We start from the raw sequence: 18,461 nt of genomic DNA, 5'->3' as shown, positions 1-18,461 counted from the left end.
AAATTGTTTTTCTGGAAATAAATAAATAGGTTTACGACCTTAAATCTCAAAGATCTTAACCTAAAACACGTTATGAAGAAATTTGTATCACTCTTTGCTATTGTAGCAATGCTCTATAGTTGTGGTGGAGGAAACCGCGGAGAACTAGTCGGAGTAAAGGGTAAAAAATGGCATCCAGAGAAACCTTATGGAATGGCCCTCATCCCCGGAGGATCGTTTATCATGGGTAAATCTGATGATGACAAAGCTGCATTGGCTAATGCACCTACGAAAACAGTTACTGTTCGTTCTTTCTACATGGACGAAACTGAAGTTACTAACAGTGAATATAGACAATTTGTTCGCTGGGTTCGTGATTCTACAATCAGAATGAAGTTAGCTATCATGGCTGATGATTTGGGTAAAACCCCAGGTGATGATGGTATCGGAGAATATGCTTTCCTTGATGCGAACACAGAAGATATGTCTGTTTATGAAAAATATGTATACGACAATTATAGTGGAACAGGTGAAACTGGTTACGAAGGTCGTAAACTTAATAAAGATATAGACATCGAATGGGATACGGAAGATTATCCTGATGAGTTTTATACAGAAGTTATGGATTCTTTATACATTCCTTTAGAAGAATCTTATAACGGTAGACGAACATTTGATGTGCAGAATTTTAAATTCAGGTTTACTTGGATGGATATTCAAGCTGCTGCTCGTGCTAAGAAGGGAAGAAGAAAAGATTTTGTTAAGGAAACAGTAATCGAAGTATACCCTGATACGACAGTATGGATTAAAGATTTTAATTATTCTTATAATGAACCAATGCATAATGATTATTTCTGGCATAGTTCGTATGATGATTATCCAGTAGTTGGAGTTTCTTGGGAACAAGCAAAAGCTTTTTGTACTTGGAGAACTATCGAAAAAAATTCTTATCAGAAAAAACGTAACAAGGAATTCGTAAATTATTTTAGATTACCTACAGAGGCTGAGTGGGAATACGCAGCTAGAGGTGGTCTAGAATCAGGAACATATCCTTGGGGAGGTCCATATGCGCTAAATGATAGAGGTTGTTTCTTAGCGAACTTTAAACCTTTACGTGGTAATTATGCTGCGGATAACTTCCTTTATACGGTAGAAGCTAAAACATTTGAGCCTAATGATTATAACCTATATAATATGGCTGGAAATGTTTCAGAATGGGTGCAGTCTTCTTATGATCCTGCAGCCTATGAATATGTATCATCAATGAACCCGAATGTTAATGATGATCAGAACAAACGAAAAGTTGTACGTGGTGGATCTTGGAAAGATGTTGCTTATTTCCTACAGGTAAGTACGAGAGATTACGAATACGCGGATTCAGCTAGAAGTTATATTGGATTCAGAACGGTACAGGATTATATGGGTACTGACGTTACTGGAGAAGATAATACCCAAAATCAGAATTAGAATAAGTCCCAAAATTTATCTATCAACCTTAATTACTAACCCTTTTTTAATTTAATATTTAAAAAATTTAAAAAACTAAACACATTTATTATGGCAAATTCAAAATCAAGCAAGAAGTTAATGAACATGGTATACGGTCTCGGAGCGGCTGTAGTAATCCTTGGAGCTTTATTTAAAATTATGCACTGGCCTTTTGGAAACGAGATGCTTATCATTGGTCTAATTACAGAAGCACTTGTATTTACAGTTTCTGCATTCGAACCAGTAGATGATGAGTTAGATTGGTCTCTAGTATATCCAGAGTTAGCTGGTGGAAGTAAAAGAGATAAGAAAGAAGCTCAAACTCCTGAAGGTTTATTATCTAAAAAATTAGATGATATGCTTAAAGAGGCTAGATTAGATACAAATTTAATGAATAGTCTTGGAGAAAGTATCCGTAACTTCGAAGGTGCTGCTAAAGGTATTGCACCTAGTGTGGATGCTATCCAAGGAACTAAAAAATATAGTGAAGAAATGGCCGCTGCTGCCACTCACTTAGAATCTTTGAACAGCTTGTACAAAGTACAATTAGAATCTTCTGCAAAACAAGCTGAAGCTAATGCTGCAATTGCTGATAACGCTAAAGCGCTTGAAGAGCAAATGAAGAGCTTGTCTAGTAACCTGTCTTCTCTTAATGGAGTATATGGTGGTATGTTAAGTGCTATGAACAGAAACTAGTATTTAACTTAATTTAAAAAATAACTACCAAAATATAGAAATATGGCAGGAGGAAAATTATCACCAAGGCAGAAGATGATCAATCTTATGTACTTGGTATTTATAGCGATGATGGCATTAAATATGTCAAAAGAAGTATTATCTGCATTCGGTTTAATGAATGAAAAACTTACAGCAGCTAATACTATTGCTACTGAACGTAATTCAGCATTTATGACTGGATTAGCGGACAAAGTTTCGGAACAACCGGAAAAATATACACCACTTAAGCAGAAGGCTGATGAAATCAGTACTTATTCTAACGAATTTAATGCATATGTGGAACAATTAAAGTCTGAGTTATTAGAAACAGCTGATGATCCAACAGATTACGAGACAATGGATAAGCCTGATGCTTTAGATACTAAATTCTTTGAAGGAGGTAAAACTTCAGCAGCGGCGTCGGAGTTCCTTGAAAAAATCAAGACATATAGAGAAGGAGTTGTTACAGCTATACGTTCTGTAAAAGAAGTTGATGGTCAAGTAGCAACTGATGTTGAGAAAGCTTTCTCTACAGAAGATGTAGAAAACAGAGATAAGGTAAAAGTAGACTGGTTGAAATATAACTTCGAAGGTTTTCCTTTAGTAGCTTCTCTTACTAAATTAACTCAAATGCAAGCTGATGTTAAAACTACAGAAAGTAAAGTGTTATCTGCTTTATTAGCTGGACAGCAAGCTTCTGAATTATCGTTTAGTAATTATGAAGCGATAGTTGTTCCGGATAAAACTGCTTTCTTTAGTGGAGAGAAATTTAAAGGACGTATTGTTCTTGGTCGTTTTGACGCTACATTAAAGCCAACGAAAGTAATGGTTAATGGTAAGGAGCAAACTGAAGTTCAGAACGGTCAGATTATGTTAGATTTCCCAGCTGGAAATGTTGGAGAAAGAAAAATAGACGGTGTACTTGAGTTTAAAGAAGGTGATTCTATCATACCAATTAAGATTCAAAGTACTTATGCTGTTATCCCAAAACCAAATTCTGCTGTAATTTCAGCTGATAAAATGAATGTGGTATATAGAGGAGTTCAGAATCCTATGACGATTTCTATTCCTGGAGTTCCTGCAGTTAGTGCAAGTGCACCTGGTCTAAAGAAAAGCGGTGGAGCTGGTAAATATGTAATGAATGTTACTACAGTTAAAGCAAGAGAAGTTGCTATCAAAGTAAGTGGTAAACTTCCAAATGGAACTACTGTTAGTGATAGTAAGAAATTTAGAATTAAAGATATCCCAAGACCTGTAGGTACTGCAAGAGGTGAAGATGGAAGTATTAAAATGTCCAAAAGTGGTTTAGAGAAAGCTTCTATTGGAGCAATACTACCGGATTTCGATTTTGATATTAAGTTAGACGTAACTAGCTTTAAGTTTAAAGTAAGTGGTCAGCCTACTATTAATGTAAGAGGACGTAGATTGGATTCAAGAGCAAAATCTGCACTTAAGAAAGCAAAGAGAGGATCTACAGTTCAGGTAATGGATATCAAAGCTCAGTTAAAAACGAATAAGGGATATAAATTGAAAAAAATATCTCCAGTTGTCATTGAGTTAACGAACTAAAATAAACTAATGATTATGAATTTGAAAAATTTGTTATTAACCGTTTTTGGCCTATTCGTGACGTTGTTTTCGTTTGGTCAAGCCAATATTTTGAATGCTGATAGTCCAGAAGATATTGGGAAAAAAACAATCGAACAGATTCAAGCGGATAATGACCTTCCGTTGGAATATGGTTATGTTGACAAACGTGATGTACTTTGGGCAAAAACTACTTGGGAGACAATCGATCTTGATGAGCGTATAAATTTCCCATTATATTATCCTATAGATACGGTTAATATTGGTGCTGATAGACGTGCATTATATGATGTACTGTTGTCAAATGTTAAGAATGGTAAAATCCAAAAAATTTACGCAGATTCATATTTTACAGAGACACGTACATTAAGTGATCTTGATGGTACTTTGTCTAAAATAGATACGTTAGATTTAGGGTATGAGCAGTTTAATGCTGGTGAGCCTGTAGATCCTCAATATATTGAGGTAACTACAATTAGTGCTGCTGACATTTCGGAATATAAGATCAGAGGATACTGGTATTTTGATAAGCGTCAGGGAGAATTAAGATATAGGCTACTTGGTATTGCTCCAGTTGCACCGGATGTAAACTTTATTAATGATGATGAGCCTGATATGGTTCCGTTATTTTGGGTTTGGTATCCTGATGTAAGAGAGATACTTCATAATGCGAAGGCTTTTAATAGGAAGAATACCTCAATGCCTTTTACTTATGATCACGTACTTAATGCAAGACGATTTAATTCGGTAATTTACAAGGAAGATAACATTCAAGGTGACCGAGAGGTAAATGATTATATCATTGACAATGCTTTGATGCAGTTATTGGAAAGTGAAAGAATTAAAGAAAGTATCAGAAATTTTGAAATGGATATGTGGAGTTACTAAACTCTATAGTTTCTAATATAATATATAAACGCCCAACTTTTGTTGGGCGTTTTGTTATTTTTATTCTATGGTAGATTATATAGTTGTTGGATTCGGACTAGCTGGGTTATCATTTGTTAATAAGTTAGAAGATAATAATAAGTCATATTTGGTTTATGAGAATAGCTCAGAACAATCTTCTAGGGTTGCTGGGGGATTGTTTAACCCAGTAATTCTTAAGCGATTTACTCCAGCTTGGTTGGCTTCGGAACAACTACAGTTGGCAATGAATGTTTATAAAAATATAGAGAGTAAATTAGATGTGCCTCTAATTTCTATGTTTCCAATTTTGAGACGATTTAATGATATTGAAGAACAAAATTTATGGTTTGAAGCTTGCGATAAACCATCATTAACAAGGTTTCTTTCTTCTGATTTAATTAAAAACCAAAATAAGGCTTTAGATATACCATTTCATTTTGGGGAAGTAAAACATGCTGGAAAAATTGATGTTAGTACGATGTTACGGTTGTATTTATCTTATATAGAAAGCAAGAATTCTTTGGTTACGGAGTCTTTTGAGTATGATAAACTAGTAGTCAAAGAGGATTTCATAGAGTATAAAGGAGTAAAGGCTAAAAACATTCTATTTTCTGAAGGGTATGGTCTTAGAAATAATCCGTTCTTTAATTATTTACCGTTACAAGGAAATAAAGGGGAGTATATTATAATTAAATCAGAAGAACTAAAACTTAATGAAGCAGTAAAATCATCTATATTTATTATTCCGTTAGGAGATAATTTGTATAAGGTTGGAGCTACCTATAACAATCAAGATAAGACTCCTGATATTACAGTTTCTGCTAAGAAAAGTTTAGAAAAAAAGTTAAGTCGTTTCTTAAAAGTAGCGTATAAAGTTGTTGATCAAGTAGCCGGTATAAGACCAACAACTAGAGATAGAAGGCCTTTTATAGGTACGCATCCAGTATATAAAAACCTTCACATAATAAATGGTTTAGGGAGTCGTGGTATATTGATTGGACCTTATGTGACAGAAAAGTTATATGCCAGTATAGAAAAAGGAGTTACTTTAGAGAAAGAAATTGATATTAATCGCTATTTTGAATTAAGATAAGTTTTTCTTTTTGCCATAATGCATAAAAAGATTAATCCAAATGTTTCTTGATAACCTAAGAATTATAGGAAAGAAGAATATTAGTGTTCCTACGATTACAAAGAAGCTATTTAACAAATTAAGTTCTAGAAATAAGTTGCCAATCACAAACGCCGCAACTGCAAATGCGATGCCAACACCATAGCTTACATACATAGCGCCATAAAAGAAAGATGGTTCTATCTTGTATTTTGTGTTACAGTGACTACAACGTTCGTGCATTTGAAAGATTTTTCCAAGTTTGTATGGATTATTATCCTTATACATACTTTCTTTTTGACATACTGGACATGTCCCTGTAAAAATGCTGTAGATTTTAGTTCCTTTTAAGAAGCTCATAGTACTTTTATTCTATTACAAAATTAATCATCTTTGCACAAAAGATTCAAAAGCTGATGTTAAACATACATAACCTTTCAATTTCGTTTGGAGGAGAATATCTTTTCGAAGAAATCGCCTTTAGATTAAATGCCGGAGATAGAGTTGGATTAGTAGGAAAAAATGGTGCAGGGAAATCCACAATGCTTAAAATTTTATCCAAAGAACAAGAACCAGATTCTGGTCAGATAGCGATGGATAAAGAAATAAAAATTGGTTTTCTAAAGCAGGATATTGATTTTGTTTTAGGGAGAACAGTACTGGAAGAGTCGTATGAAGCCTTCACAGAAATCAAGAAGATTGAAAGAGAAATAGATAAGATTAATACTCAACTAGCAGAACGTACGGATTATGAAAGTGAGAGTTATAATCAATTGATAACAGATCTAAGTGATTATACGCATCAATATGAAATTCTAGGTGGATATAATTATCAAGGAGAAACCGAACGCGTATTGCAAGGTTTAGGGTTTGTAAGGGAGGATTTTGGTAAACTAACAGATACTTTTTCTGGAGGTTGGCGTATGAGAATTGAACTGGCAAAGTTGTTATTGCAAAATAATGATGTACTCCTGTTGGATGAGCCTACTAACCATTTAGATATTGAGTCTATTATATGGTTAGAAGGTTTTCTGAAAAACTATGTAGGAGTAGTAGTTATAGTTTCTCATGATAAAATGTTTTTGGATAATGTTACTAATAGAACTATAGAAATATCATTAGGTCGAATTTATGACTATAATAAACCGTATTCTAAGTATTTAGTGCTTCGTAAGGAAATAAGAGATCAGCAATTAGCAACACAAAAAAATCAATCTAAACAGATTGAACAGACCGAAAAGCTTATCGAAAAATTTAGAGCGAAAGCCTCAAAAGCCTCTATGGCACAATCGCTTATTAAGAAATTGGATAAAGTAGAACGTATTGAAGTAGACGAAGATGATAATGCAGTAATGAACATCAGTTTTCCTATAAGTGTGCAGCCAGGTAAAGTAGTTATAGAGGCTGAGAAAGTTGGTAAAAACTATGGAGAAAAGGAGATTCTAAAAGATATTGATTTGTTAGTAGAACGCGGTTCTAAAACAGCTTTTGTGGGCCAGAATGGGCAAGGAAAATCTACATTAGCTAAAATTATAATAGATGAGATATCACATATAGGTAATCTGAAACTAGGTCATAATGTACAGATAGGATATTTTGCACAGAATCAATCAGAATATCTCGATGGTGAATTAACAATTCATGATACTATGATTAATGCTGCAAATGAGAAAACCCGAAGTAAAGTGAGGGATATGCTAGGAGCATTTTTATTTAGAGGAGATGAAGTGGAGAAAAAGGTAAAGGTGCTTTCTGGTGGTGAGCGTAATCGATTGGCTTTGTGTAAGATGCTTTTAGAACCTTTTAATGTATTGGTTATGGATGAGCCTACTAACCATTTAGATATTAAATCCAAAAACATATTAAAAGAAGCTTTAAAAAGTTTCGAAGGGACTTTGATTTTAGTGTCTCACGATAGAGATTTTCTTCAGGGATTAACCAATACCGTGTATGAATTTAGGAATAAGCAGATAAAAGAATATCTAGGAGATATTGATTATTATTTAGAACAAAGAAGGGTAGATGATCTACGCGATATAGAAAAGAAAGATAAACAAGCTAAATCTATTTCAGATACAAAAGAAACTGCTAAGCAATCTTATGAGAGTCAGAAAAAGTTAAAATCATTAAATAATAAGCTTAGTAATATAGAATCTAAGATCAACAAACTAGAAAAAGAAATAAAAGAAATAGACGTAGAGTTAGCGATTAATTATGATCAAACTATTGCACAACCAGATTTCTTTGACAAATATCAAGCAAAAAAAGAAAATTTAGCTTCATTGATGGAAAATTGGGAAACATTACAGGAAGAAATTGATAAATTATCTTAGCTCCTGTTTGGGGTGTTTAATTTACAGAATGTGTAAAAATAAAACCCTAAAATTATAATTCTGATAGTACAAGGTCACTTTTTTTAAACATACTTAAATTAACGTATGTTACCTAAATGTTAAGATAGAATGAACCTTATAATTGATGATAATTTTTGTCGTTTGTATCAGGTACAACTGAATATTTATAGATATTTTTGTACTCGTAAACTAAAGTATACAATGTATGAATGATACAAAAGCCATTGATTTAAATGCACATGCGTTATCTTGGGTAGGGAAAATCCATTATGATTTTGGGTTTCTGGTTCAGAAAGCGTTTGGTGAAAATGGATTGGATTTATCAAAAGAACAATGGAGTGTTTTGAAGCGTCTAAGAGTTAATGATGGGCAATCTCAAAATGATTTAGCATTTATTACGCATCGTGATAAGACCTCTATGACAAGATTGGTAAATACAATGGAGAGTAAGAATCTTGTGGTAAGAAAGAGCGATGAGAATGATAGAAGAGTAAATAGAATTTTCCTCACAGATTATGGAAAAGAAGTTATCGAAAAGGTAACTCCAATTATGTACGATTTGATACCAGCTGTTCAAGAAAGTTTGAGTAATGAAGAAATCGAAAATTTGATTGGCACACTTAAGAAAATAAAAGCTAAAATCGCTGAAATAGCAGATTAACATAAATAAATCTTAAATAAGATTAAAAAGACATTTAAAATTTTTAGATGTCTTTTTTGGTTTTTACAAGGTGGTTGTTTTTTATGAGTTCTTTAACTGCAACACACGTTTGTTGTTGATAGTTTTGTGCAGCTTTTCATGTTAGAAGTCTAAACAAATTATTGTGTATGAGAAACGTAATACTTTCTATCCTTGGATTATTACTAATTGCCGGAGCTTTATTTGGTGCTAAAAAACTTATTGATAGTAAGAAGAGAGTAAAGCCCAAATCTGCTAAGGTTATTAAAACTGTTTTTGTAGATACTATTAAGAATGGTACTGTTCCAATTAAGATTACTGCCAATGGTAATCTTATTGCTAAGAGACGATTAGAATTGTTTTCTGAAGTGCAAGGAGTTTTTAAAGGAGGCACCAAACTCTTTAAAACAGGTCAACAATATCAAAAAGGACAAACATTAATAAGTATAGATGCCTCAGAGTATTACGCATCTGTACAATCGGCTAAGAGTAATTTATATAACTTAATTACTTCAATAATGCCTGATTTACGTCTGGATTACCCTGATATATTTGATAAATGGCAAAATTACCTTACTAACTTTGATATAAATAAAGTAACTCCAGAGCTACCAGAAACTACTTCCGAAAAAGAAAAATATTTTATTACTGGTAGAAATATTTATACCACATATTATAATGTAAAAAATCTGGAACAGCGATTGTCTAAATATAGAATTTCGGCTCCGTTTTCTGGAGTACTTACAGAAGCTTTGGTTACAGAAGGAACTTTAATTCGTCAAGGCCAAAAACTGGGAGAGTTCATAGATACTAGCGCTTATGAAATTGAAGTAGCCATAGGGAAAGAATATTCAGATTTATTAAAAATAGGAGAATCAGTAGAACTTTCCGATCTTAATAAATCTAAATTCTATACAGGTATAGTCAGTAGGATAAACGGAAGTGTAGATCAGGCTACTCAAACGATAACCACTTTTATAGAGGTTAAAGATCCGTCTTTAAAAGAAGGAATGTATTTAGAAGCAAATCTTAATGCCAGAAAAGCAGAGAATGCAATAGAAATTGATCGAAATTTACTTCAACAAGGAGATAAGATTTTTGTGGTTAGAGATAGTATTTTAGATATTATCGATGTAAGACCAGTTTATTTTTCTGACAAAAAAGTGATCTTAACTGGAGTTCCTAATGGAGATGTAATCCTTAATAAACCTGTTCCTGGAGCGTATGCAGGAATGCTAGTGAAAATATATCAAGGCAAATCTAGAAATTCTTCAGCTGCGGATAATAACGTGATTAGTACCAATTCAAAATAGTAGTTATGCGTAAAATAATCTCTTATTTTATTAGGTACCACGTTGCCGTAGATGTAATTGTAATTGCTTTTATTGCATTCGGAATTTTTGGAGCAATATCGCTTAAGTCATCATTTTTTCCACTTACAGATTCTAAAAACATTAATATAAGTGTTGTTTATCCTGGTGCTTCTCCACTAGAGATAGAAGAAGGTATTATACTTAAAGTAGAAGATAATCTTAAGGGTTTGGAAGGGGTAGAACGAGTAACTTCGACTTCTAGAGAAAATAGCGGAAACATTAATGTTGAAATCGAAAAAGGAAAAGATATCGATTTTATGTTGCTCGAAGTTAAAAATGCGGTAGATAGAGTGCCTTCATTTCCAACAGGAATGGAGCCTATTGTAACCTCTAAACAAGAAGCAATTAGGCCTACTATAGATTTTGCAATAAGTGGTACAGATATACCTTTGGTTACTTTAAAACAGATTGCAAGACAAATCGAAAATGATCTTAGAGCAATAGATGGTATTTCGCAAATAAGTATAAGCGGTTATCCTGATGAAGAAATTGAAATTGCGGTAAATGAAAATAACCTACTAGCTTTTAGACTTAGTTTTAATGAAGTAGCACAGGCAGTAAGTCAGGCTAATATATTAACTACCGGAGGTACTATTAAGACGAATGCAGAAGAATATCTTATCCGTGCAAATAATCGATCCTATTATGCCAATGAACTCTCTAACTTAATTATACGTGCAGATGCATCGGGACGAACAATAAGGCTTAAGGATGTTGCAGAGATTAGGGATCGTTTTTCAGAATCACCAAATGCATCATATTTTAATGGAAATCTCTCTGTTAATGTACAGATAACAAGTACCAATACAGAAGATTTGATCTCATCGGCAGAGAAGACAAAAGCGTATATAGAAGAATTTAATCAGAAATATAACAACGTAACGCTTAATGTAATTAGTGATCGTTCTATTACGTTGGTACAGCGTACCAAATTGCTTACAGAAAATGCGATTATAGGAATGATCCTGGTACTTATATTTTTATCATTATTTCTTAATACTCGTTTAGCATTTTGGGTGGCATTTGGACTACCAATTGCTTTTTTAGGAATGTTCGTGTTAGCAGGATATTTTGATGTTACCATTAATGTTTTATCTCTTTTTGGGATGATCATTGTTATTGGTATTCTAGTAGATGATGGTATTGTAATTGCCGAAAATATTTATCAACATTACGAAAAAGGAAAAAGCCCTGTTCAGGCTGCGATTGATGGAACAATGGAGGTAATTCCTCCGATAGTATCTGCAATTTTAACTACGATAATAGCTTTTGGGATCTTTTTATTTTTAGATGGTCGTATTGGTGATTTCTTTGGAGAAGTATCAGTTATAGTTATTCTAACTCTAGGTGTTTCATTAATAGAGGCCTTAATTATTCTTCCGGCCCATTTGGCTCATTCGAAAGCTTTAAAAGCAGAAGACAAAAGACCTAAAAGTGGTATTGCTAATTTATTTTCAAAATTGAGATATATAAATACTTTTGGAGATAAAATTATGAGATGGCTGCGTGATAACATTTATAGCCCAGCTCTAAGTTTTACATTAAAAAATAAGTTTTTTACGTTTTCCATTTTTGTGGTAATACTCATATTTACAATTGGAAGCGTTGGAGGAGGAATTGTAAGAACAGCGTTTTTTCCTCGTATTGCTAGTGATGTAATATCTGTTGATTTAGGTATGCCAAATGGTACTAATGAAAAGATAACAGATTCTATTATTTCTATGATAGAAGAAAAAGCGTGGCTCGTAAATAAAGAACTGAGTGAAGAGTTTTTGGTAGGAGAAGATTATGGAGGGAAACAGTTATTCGAAAATATAATTAGAAGTGTAAATTCGTCTTCCAATGCATCTCTCCGTATCAATATGTTACCAGGAGAAGAACGACCTAACGCGGTTAATTCTGGTTTAGTGGCTAACAAAATTCGAGAAAAAGTAGGTCCCGTTTTCGGTACGGAACGCTTGATTTTTGGTTCAGGAGGAAATTTTGGAGGAAGTCCAGTTTCCGTTTCGTTATTAGGAAGCAACATAGGAGAATTAAAAGCAGCAAAAGAAGAATTTAAAACCATATTAGAAAATGATTCCAGACTTAAAGATGTTGCAGATAACGACCCTGCCGGAATCAAAGAGATTAAATTAGAGCTTAAAGAAAGTGCATATGCTTTAGGCCTTAATCTTAGAGATGTTATGGCGCAGGTAAGAGGAGGTTTTTTTGGAATACAAGCACAACGTTTTCAAAGAGGTCAAGATGAAATAAGAGTTTGGGTGCGCTATGATAGAGAAAATAGATCTTCGATTTTAGATCTTGATAATATGAGAATTTCTACGGCTGCAGGGGAGAGAATACCCTTAAATGAAATAGTTGATTACTCTATAGAGCGAGGAGACGTAGCGGTTAATCATCTAGATGGAAGGAGAGAGGTTCAGATTTCTGCGGATTTAAAAAATCCAGAAACTACGAGTTCTACAGATATTTTAGAAGAGATTCGTAACTCGATTATGCCAGAGATTATAGCAAAATACCCAACAGTAACACCTTCGTATGAAGGACAAAATAGAGAAGCTGGAAAATTTCTTGGTTCTTTAGGACCAGTTGGTCTTACTGCATTAGCATTAATATACATTACTATTGCGTTCACGTTTAGAAGTTATAGTCAACCATTGTTATTATTATTACTTATTCCATTGAGTCTTCCGGCTGTAGCTTTCGGTCATTGGATACATGGATTTCCTATTAATATATTATCGCTCTTAGGGATTATAGCTTTGATAGGTATTATGGTTAATGATGGATTAGTTCTTATAGGGAAATTTAATAGTAATCTTAGAGCAGGAATGACTTTTGATAGTGCAATTTATGAAGCCGGAAAATCTCGTTTTCGAGCGATTTTTTTAACTTCATTAACTACAATTGCAGGATTAGCACCATTAATTTTTGAAGAAAGTCGTCAGGCAAAATTTCTTATTCCTATGGCAATTTCAATCGCTTATGGAATCGGTTTTGCCACAGTACTTACGTTGTTAGTATTACCATTGTTTTTGTCATTTAGTAATACGTTAAAAGTAGGAACCAAGTGGTTAGTTACAGGGAATAAAATAACAAAAGAAGAAGTAGAACGTGCTATAAAAGAGCAAAAAGAGGAACATGAGGAGCAACATGAATTACAAGTATAAATATATAGTAAAATTAATCTTGTTTTTGTTTTTGGTTAGTGGTAGTGTTTTTGCCCAAAAATTAACAAAACAAGAAGCTATTAGATTAACATTAGAGAATAATTATGGTATTCTAATAGCAACTAATAATATAGATGTAGCAAAAAATAATAAAGGGCTACTAAATTCTGGTTATTTACCCACGTTAGCAGCCAATGCAGGAGCAAATTACCAAGAAACAACTTCTAAAACATCATTTCCTGGAGCTATTAATCCAGATACAGGATTACCCAGAGAAGATATTGAAATCGATGGGGCCGAAACTCAACGATACAACGCTTCACTTAATTTTAATTATACATTGTTTGATGGTTTAGGCAGGTATTATAATTATAAAAGGTTAAAGGAGCAGTATAATCTAACAGAATTACAGGCCAGAGAAACTATAGAGAATACTATGTTGCAATTGTTTTCTGTATATTATGAAATAGCACGACTTACAGAAAATGAACAAGTTCTAGAAGAAACCCTCAGAATTTCTAAAGAACGAGTAACTAGATCTACTTATCAGTTTGAGTATGGTCAAAATAATAAGTTAAATGTACTAAATGCAGAAGTTGATGTGGCAAATGATAGTATCAATTTACTAAATACAAAGCAACAACTAGCGAATACCAAACGAGACCTGAACGTGATTGTAGATAATGAATTGGAGAAACAATTTACGGTAGACACTATAGTAAAATTTATTTCAAGATTAGAAATTGATAGTTATTTAGAAAAATCAGTTGATAATAATGTAACCTTGTTACAGAATGAAAGTAATATTAGAATTAGTGATTATGATATAAAGGTTAGTAAATCTGGGTATTTACCAACGATTGGTCTCACTGGTTCTTATGGATGGAATGAAAACAGGAACCCTCCATCTGCTTTTTTTCCAGGTAATGTCGCCGATACGTATACTTTAGCAGGAGGACTTAGTTTGAGCTGGAATCTTTTTGACGGTGGTGGTACTATAACCAGAGTTAAAAACGCTAAAATTGCATTAGACTCACAGGAATTGGCAAAAATTCAAGTGGAGCAACAAGTCAAAAGAGATATTGCAAATGCCTTAGGGAATTATGATAATCGTCTTAAAGTATATGAAATACAACAGCAAAATGTAGTTACCAATCAAAACAATTTTGAACGTTCCAAAGAAAGGTTCAATTTGGGACAAATTACTTCTATAGAATTTAGACAAGCTCAAATTAACCTAATACAAGCTCAGACCAATAAGACATTGGCTAAGTATGATGCTAAATTAGCAGAATTACAGTTATTACAGCTTACAGGACAGCTGTTAAATATTGATTTTTAGAATAACTTTAATCTAGTTTGGTTTTTGAATGAACAAAAAATATGAGGTTTCAAAATTGAAATAAATAATCTTATGTTCGAACACTTTTTTCAATGCCCATATTGTTGGGAACAGGTATCAATGTTGCTAGACCCCTCTGTTTCTTATCAGGCGTATGTGGAAGATTGTGAGGTGTGCTGCAACCCAATAGAACTACACCCAAGATTTGAGGGTCAGAATTTGATTTCTTTTGAAGCTCTTGACATAGAGCAGTAATAATTCTATTTTCCATTCATCTACAGTAAACAACCACTCGTCGATAGTTTAAATGATTCCAACGAGGATCAAACGATTACCTCCCTAAAATTATTGATTTTTACGGTATAAGCAGTAAATCCTTATGTTTTAAATCAATATCTAAATGAAAAATTTAAAAATTTTATTAATTGAAGACGACGAGATAGAAAGAATGAAGTTTACCAGAGTTTTGCAAAAAAACAATTATGATTGTAAACTTCAAGAAGCGACAAACGGTGAGGAAGCCGTGGAAATTTTGAATGATGATACTAGAACTCCCGATCTTGTATTGCTAGATCTTAATATGCCAAAAATGAATGGTATTGAGTTTCTAAAAAGTTTAAAGTCTAATCAGAAATTAAAATATATTCCTGTTATAATTTTAAGTACTTCTAATAATCACCAAGATCTAAAAAGGTGCTATGAAGAAGGAATTGCGGGATATTTAGTAAAACCATTGAAGTATGAAGATTACGTAGAAAAAATAATATCTTTAATAGAATATTGGGGAAAAAATGAGTTAATTTCTGTCTGAACTACCAGAAAACTCGTAACTTAACTTACCAATTTAATATTATATTATGAAAGGAATTGTTTTTACAGAGTTTTTACAACTTGTAGAGGATAAATTTGGTCTAGAAATGGTAGATCGAATTATCGAAGAGTCCAATTTACCATCTAATGGAGTTTATACATCAATAGGAACGTATGAGTTTTCTGAAATGTTAAGCCTTATTACTAACCTAAGTAAAAATACTAACATTAAAACGGATGATTTGCTGCTAACATATGCGGAGCACTTTTTTAGTGTACTGGCTTCAAACTATCCACAGTTGATAGAACGTTATACGGATCCGCTGGATATGTTAGAGTCTATAGAAAATCATATCCACGTAGAAGTAAGAAAAATTTATCCCAATGCAGAACTTCCTACCTTTCAGGTATTAGAAAGAACATCAAATTCATTAGCTATGATATATAAATCAAGTAGGTCAATGTATAGTTTTGGACTAGGTTTGATGCACAAAACATTTGAACATTTTAACAAAAGGGCTGTTATATCATATGAGAAATTAAAAGATGATGGGACCGAAGTTAAATTTATGATTCAAATGAAAAATGGGTAAACTTAATGCTGATATATTGCAAAGAGCACTTGCTAGGGAAAAAGCAGCTCGTAAACAAGCAGAGGGCATTCTAGAAGATAAATCACGAGAACTATACGAGGTTGCTCAAGAATTAAAACAGGTAAATGAACAATTAAAAGGAGTTCTAGCCAAAAAAAGTTCTGAGCTACAGGGAATGTTTGACAATCTCGTAGATGCCTATGTTCTGATGAAAGTGAACGGTGATGTAATAGAGATGAATGACGCAGCAAAGGAGCTATTTGGTTATGATGTTAATAAAGAAAAAATTAATGTAACCTCTCTTATCTATAAAGATGATGTTCACTATGCTATGGAATCCTTTCAGAAATTAATTACAAAAGGATCTTTTACTGATTATGTGGCTAGAGCAGTAACCAAAAGTAATGGAGTTAGAACAGTCCATATTAATGGAAGTGTAATTCGAGATAAAGATAATAATGCAATAGCCGCACAAGGAATTGTGCGAGATATTACGGATCAGATAGAGGCAGAAAAACTAAAAGAAGAATTACTCAAAAATTTAGAGCAAAGTAATAAAGAGTTAAATGATTTTGCGCACGTGGTATCACACGATTTGAAATCACCTTTGCGTAGTATGAATGCGCTTATTAATTGGTTAAAAGAAGATTATGAAGATAAGTTAGATGAAAATGCAGTAACCTCTTTTAATGCTTTACTTAATAAAATTGAAAAAATGGATCATATGATTGATGGGATTCTAAGTTATTCGAGTATAGATAGAAATGAAAAGGTTGGTAAAGCAGTAAGTCTGGATAAAGTAGTATCTGATATATTAGAAATGATTTATGTTCCAGAAACATTTAGAATCAATATCCATGATACACTTCCTACAATGATAGGTGATCGATTTAGATTTCAACAATTATTTCAAAATATAATCAGTAATGCGATAAAATATAATGATAAAGAAAAAGGAATTTTGGACATTAAATGTAATGATATTGGAGATTTTTGGGAAATTACCCTTGCCGATAATGGCCCAGGAATTCCAGAAGCATACCACCGTAAAATCTTTGAGATTTTTCAAACAGCTCAGGATAAATCTAAATCCACCGGAATTGGACTGTCGATTGTAAAAAAGATAGTTAATATGTATGGTGGAGAGGTCGATGTATCCTCAGAAGAAAACAAAGGCACCACTTTTTTATTCACTCTTAAAAAACCTTCTAAATGAAAATTCAACAATACGAAAGAAAGAAAAATGGCAATTGGGAATCAACCACATCGTGTGATGAAAAGCTTAAAAACCCATTGGTATTAGTCTTTGGGAATCGGTTTATTCTAGAAAAAGAACCTATTTTGGAAGAGGTAAAGAAATTATTTGACGATAGTGAAATTATTATTGGTTCTTCTGCGGGAGAAATTTTGGGAGCAAATGTTACTGAAAACTCTATTTCTTTGACAGCCGTAGAGTTTGAAAATAGCACCTATAAATTAAGTCATCAAAACATTTTGGATACTCAAAAGGATGCTTTTGAAACCGGAAAAAGGTTAGCTGATCAATTACCTTCAGAAAACTTAAAACATATTTTTATTGTAAGTGAAGGTAGTTATGTTAATGGTTCGGCTTTAATAGATGGTGTAGAGGCAATACATAAGGATATACCGTGTACGGGAGGTTTATGTGGAGATGATGCTAGGTTCGAAAAAACATTAGTAGGATATAATGAAAATCCAAAAGAAGGAGAAATCGTAGCAGTTGGATTTTACGGAGATAGTTTGCAGATTACTAGTGCACAGTATGGTGGATGGACTCCTTTTGGTCCTGAACGGATAATTACAAAATCAGATAATAATGTATTATATGAGTTAGATAATCAGCCAGCGTTAGATTTATATAAAAAGTATCTAGGGGATAAAGCCTCAGAATTACCACAATCAGCACTTTTATATCCATTAAGTGTAAAAACAGAAGGACGTAAAGAAGCGATAGTAAGAACCATCCTTTCTATTGATGAAGAAAAAAATGCTATGATTTTAGCGGGAGATGTGCCAGAAGGATCCGTTGTACAATTAATGATGGCTAACATTGATAAGATAGCAGAGGGAGCTTCCAAAGCAGCAGAAATAGCTATGAAGTCTAGGGATAAAGATCCTCAATTAGCACTATTAGTAAGTTGTATTGGTAGAAAATTAGTAATGGATCAGAGAGTAGAAGAAGAAATTGAAGAAGTTATAGAAGAAGTAGGTGAAAACGCAGTTATAACTGGTTTTTATTCTTATGGAGAGTTAGCCCCTTTTAGTAATAGTACTAGGTGTGAGCTTCATAATCAAACTATGACTTTAACCTTATTGAGTGAGTAAAGA

The 18,461-nt window shown here is 33.1% G+C and carries 16 protein-coding genes; 15 read left to right on the top strand and 1 reads right to left on the bottom strand.

From position 1 onward, the window contains the following. Window positions 1–72: 72 nt before the first annotated feature. The 5 genes from gldK (at window position 73) to D1815_RS14005 (ending at window position 5,773) form a co-directional block, all read left to right on the top strand. The gene (gene gldK / locus D1815_RS14025) at window positions 73–1,446 is read left to right on the top strand and encodes a gliding motility lipoprotein GldK (RefSeq protein WP_027395010.1); all 1,374 of its coding nucleotides are present in this window, start codon (window positions 73–75) and stop codon (window positions 1,444–1,446) included. 90 nt (window positions 1,447–1,536) lie between these two features. After that, window positions 1,537–2,163 (top strand): gliding motility protein GldL, encoded by a 627-nt coding sequence (gldL, locus tag D1815_RS14020; protein ID WP_108805060.1) that lies wholly within the window; start codon window positions 1,537–1,539, stop codon window positions 2,161–2,163. Window positions 2,164–2,205: 42 nt separating this feature from the next. After that, entirely contained in the window at window positions 2,206–3,753 is a 1,548-nt protein-coding gene (gene gldM, locus D1815_RS14015) for a gliding motility protein GldM (RefSeq protein WP_027395012.1), read from the top strand. Between the two features lie 15 nt (window positions 3,754–3,768). After that, entirely contained in the window at window positions 3,769–4,659 is an 891-nt protein-coding gene (gene gldN, locus D1815_RS14010; protein WP_027395013.1) for a gliding motility protein GldN, read from the top strand. 67 nt (window positions 4,660–4,726) lie between these two features. Next, window positions 4,727–5,773, top strand: coding sequence for an FAD-binding oxidoreductase (locus tag D1815_RS14005; RefSeq protein WP_118387706.1), 1,047 nt, complete (start codon window positions 4,727–4,729; stop codon window positions 5,771–5,773). Here D1815_RS14005 and D1815_RS14000 read toward each other — a convergent pair. Next, window positions 5,765–6,151: a DUF983 domain-containing protein gene (locus D1815_RS14000; RefSeq protein ID WP_027395015.1), complete on the bottom strand. Its 387-nt coding sequence runs from the start codon at window positions 6,149–6,151 to the stop codon at window positions 5,765–5,767. The genes D1815_RS14005 and D1815_RS14000 overlap by 9 nt on opposite strands. 56 nt (window positions 6,152–6,207) lie before the next feature. Between D1815_RS14000 and D1815_RS13995 the strand changes: the two genes are divergently transcribed. From D1815_RS13995 to D1815_RS13950, 10 genes are all read left to right on the top strand, one after another. Further along, window positions 6,208–8,124 (top strand): ABC-F family ATP-binding cassette domain-containing protein, encoded by a 1,917-nt coding sequence (locus D1815_RS13995; RefSeq protein ID WP_027395016.1) that lies wholly within the window; start codon window positions 6,208–6,210, stop codon window positions 8,122–8,124. A gap of 226 nt (window positions 8,125–8,350) precedes the next feature. Continuing rightward, on the top strand, window positions 8,351–8,806 hold the full coding sequence (locus tag D1815_RS13990) for a MarR family winged helix-turn-helix transcriptional regulator (RefSeq protein ID WP_035086231.1): 456 nt from the start codon (window positions 8,351–8,353) through the stop codon (window positions 8,804–8,806). A gap of 167 nt (window positions 8,807–8,973) precedes the next feature. Then, a complete protein-coding gene (locus D1815_RS13985) occupies window positions 8,974–10,137 on the top strand; it encodes an efflux RND transporter periplasmic adaptor subunit (RefSeq protein WP_051336278.1) in 1,164 nt (387 codons plus the stop codon). Between the two features lie 5 nt (window positions 10,138–10,142). Beyond that, window positions 10,143–13,367, top strand: coding sequence for an efflux RND transporter permease subunit (locus tag D1815_RS13980; RefSeq protein WP_035086235.1), 3,225 nt, complete (start codon window positions 10,143–10,145; stop codon window positions 13,365–13,367). Then, on the top strand, window positions 13,339–14,709 hold the full coding sequence (locus D1815_RS13975) for a TolC family protein (protein WP_240337522.1): 1,371 nt from the start codon (window positions 13,339–13,341) through the stop codon (window positions 14,707–14,709). Before D1815_RS13980 ends, D1815_RS13975 begins: the two co-directional genes overlap by 29 nt. A gap of 72 nt (window positions 14,710–14,781) precedes the next feature. Then, entirely contained in the window at window positions 14,782–14,964 is a 183-nt protein-coding gene (locus D1815_RS13970) for a CPXCG motif-containing cysteine-rich protein (RefSeq protein WP_081415673.1), read from the top strand. Between the two features lie 145 nt (window positions 14,965–15,109). After that, window positions 15,110–15,520, top strand: a complete 411-nt coding sequence (locus D1815_RS13965; RefSeq protein WP_118387704.1) for a response regulator — start codon at window positions 15,110–15,112, stop codon at window positions 15,518–15,520. Window positions 15,521–15,566: 46 nt separating this feature from the next. Further along, entirely contained in the window at window positions 15,567–16,112 is a 546-nt protein-coding gene (locus D1815_RS13960) for a heme NO-binding domain-containing protein (RefSeq protein WP_118387702.1), read from the top strand. Next, window positions 16,105–17,328 (top strand): ATP-binding protein, encoded by a 1,224-nt coding sequence (locus D1815_RS13955; RefSeq protein WP_118387700.1) that lies wholly within the window; start codon window positions 16,105–16,107, stop codon window positions 17,326–17,328. Before D1815_RS13960 ends, D1815_RS13955 begins: the two co-directional genes overlap by 8 nt. Beyond that, window positions 17,325–18,458 (top strand): FIST signal transduction protein, encoded by a 1,134-nt coding sequence (locus D1815_RS13950; RefSeq protein ID WP_118387698.1) that lies wholly within the window; start codon window positions 17,325–17,327, stop codon window positions 18,456–18,458. Before D1815_RS13955 ends, D1815_RS13950 begins: the two co-directional genes overlap by 4 nt. Window positions 18,459–18,461 lie beyond the last annotated feature (3 nt).

Source organism: Aquimarina sp. AD1, assembly GCF_003443695.1.
GTDB lineage: Bacteria > Bacteroidota > Bacteroidia > Flavobacteriales > Flavobacteriaceae > Aquimarina > Aquimarina latercula.
Note: the sequence above shows the minus strand (reverse complement) of the source record. Positions and strands in the feature narration are given on the sequence as shown.

What these genes read in the sequence shown, in the direction of transcription:
- D1815_RS13960 (WP_118387702.1), top strand. Translation starts at nt 15,567, where the DNA reads ATGAAAGGAATTGTTTTTACAGAGTTTTTACAACTTGTAGAGGATAAA.
- gldL (WP_108805060.1), top strand. Translation starts at nt 1,537, where the DNA reads ATGGCAAATTCAAAATCAAGCAAGAAGTTAATGAACATGGTATACGGT.
- D1815_RS14005 (WP_118387706.1), top strand. Translation starts at nt 4,727, where the DNA reads ATGGTAGATTATATAGTTGTTGGATTCGGACTAGCTGGGTTATCATTT.
- D1815_RS14000 (WP_027395015.1), bottom strand. Translation starts at nt 6,151, where the DNA reads ATGAGCTTCTTAAAAGGAACTAAAATCTACAGCATTTTTACAGGGACA.
- D1815_RS13950 (WP_118387698.1), top strand. Translation starts at nt 17,325, where the DNA reads ATGAAAATTCAACAATACGAAAGAAAGAAAAATGGCAATTGGGAATCA.
- gldM (WP_027395012.1), top strand. Translation starts at nt 2,206, where the DNA reads ATGGCAGGAGGAAAATTATCACCAAGGCAGAAGATGATCAATCTTATG.
- D1815_RS13970 (WP_081415673.1), top strand. Translation starts at nt 14,782, where the DNA reads ATGTTCGAACACTTTTTTCAATGCCCATATTGTTGGGAACAGGTATCA.
- D1815_RS13980 (WP_035086235.1), top strand. Translation starts at nt 10,143, where the DNA reads ATGCGTAAAATAATCTCTTATTTTATTAGGTACCACGTTGCCGTAGAT.
- gldN (WP_027395013.1), top strand. Translation starts at nt 3,769, where the DNA reads ATGAATTTGAAAAATTTGTTATTAACCGTTTTTGGCCTATTCGTGACG.
- D1815_RS13985 (WP_051336278.1), top strand. Translation starts at nt 8,974, where the DNA reads ATGAGAAACGTAATACTTTCTATCCTTGGATTATTACTAATTGCCGGA.
- D1815_RS13995 (WP_027395016.1), top strand. Translation starts at nt 6,208, where the DNA reads ATGTTAAACATACATAACCTTTCAATTTCGTTTGGAGGAGAATATCTT.
- D1815_RS13990 (WP_035086231.1), top strand. Translation starts at nt 8,351, where the DNA reads ATGAATGATACAAAAGCCATTGATTTAAATGCACATGCGTTATCTTGG.
- D1815_RS13975 (WP_240337522.1), top strand. Translation starts at nt 13,339, where the DNA reads ATGAGGAGCAACATGAATTACAAGTATAAATATATAGTAAAATTAATC.
- gldK (WP_027395010.1), top strand. Translation starts at nt 73, where the DNA reads ATGAAGAAATTTGTATCACTCTTTGCTATTGTAGCAATGCTCTATAGT.
- D1815_RS13965 (WP_118387704.1), top strand. Translation starts at nt 15,110, where the DNA reads ATGAAAAATTTAAAAATTTTATTAATTGAAGACGACGAGATAGAAAGA.
- D1815_RS13955 (WP_118387700.1), top strand. Translation starts at nt 16,105, where the DNA reads ATGGGTAAACTTAATGCTGATATATTGCAAAGAGCACTTGCTAGGGAA.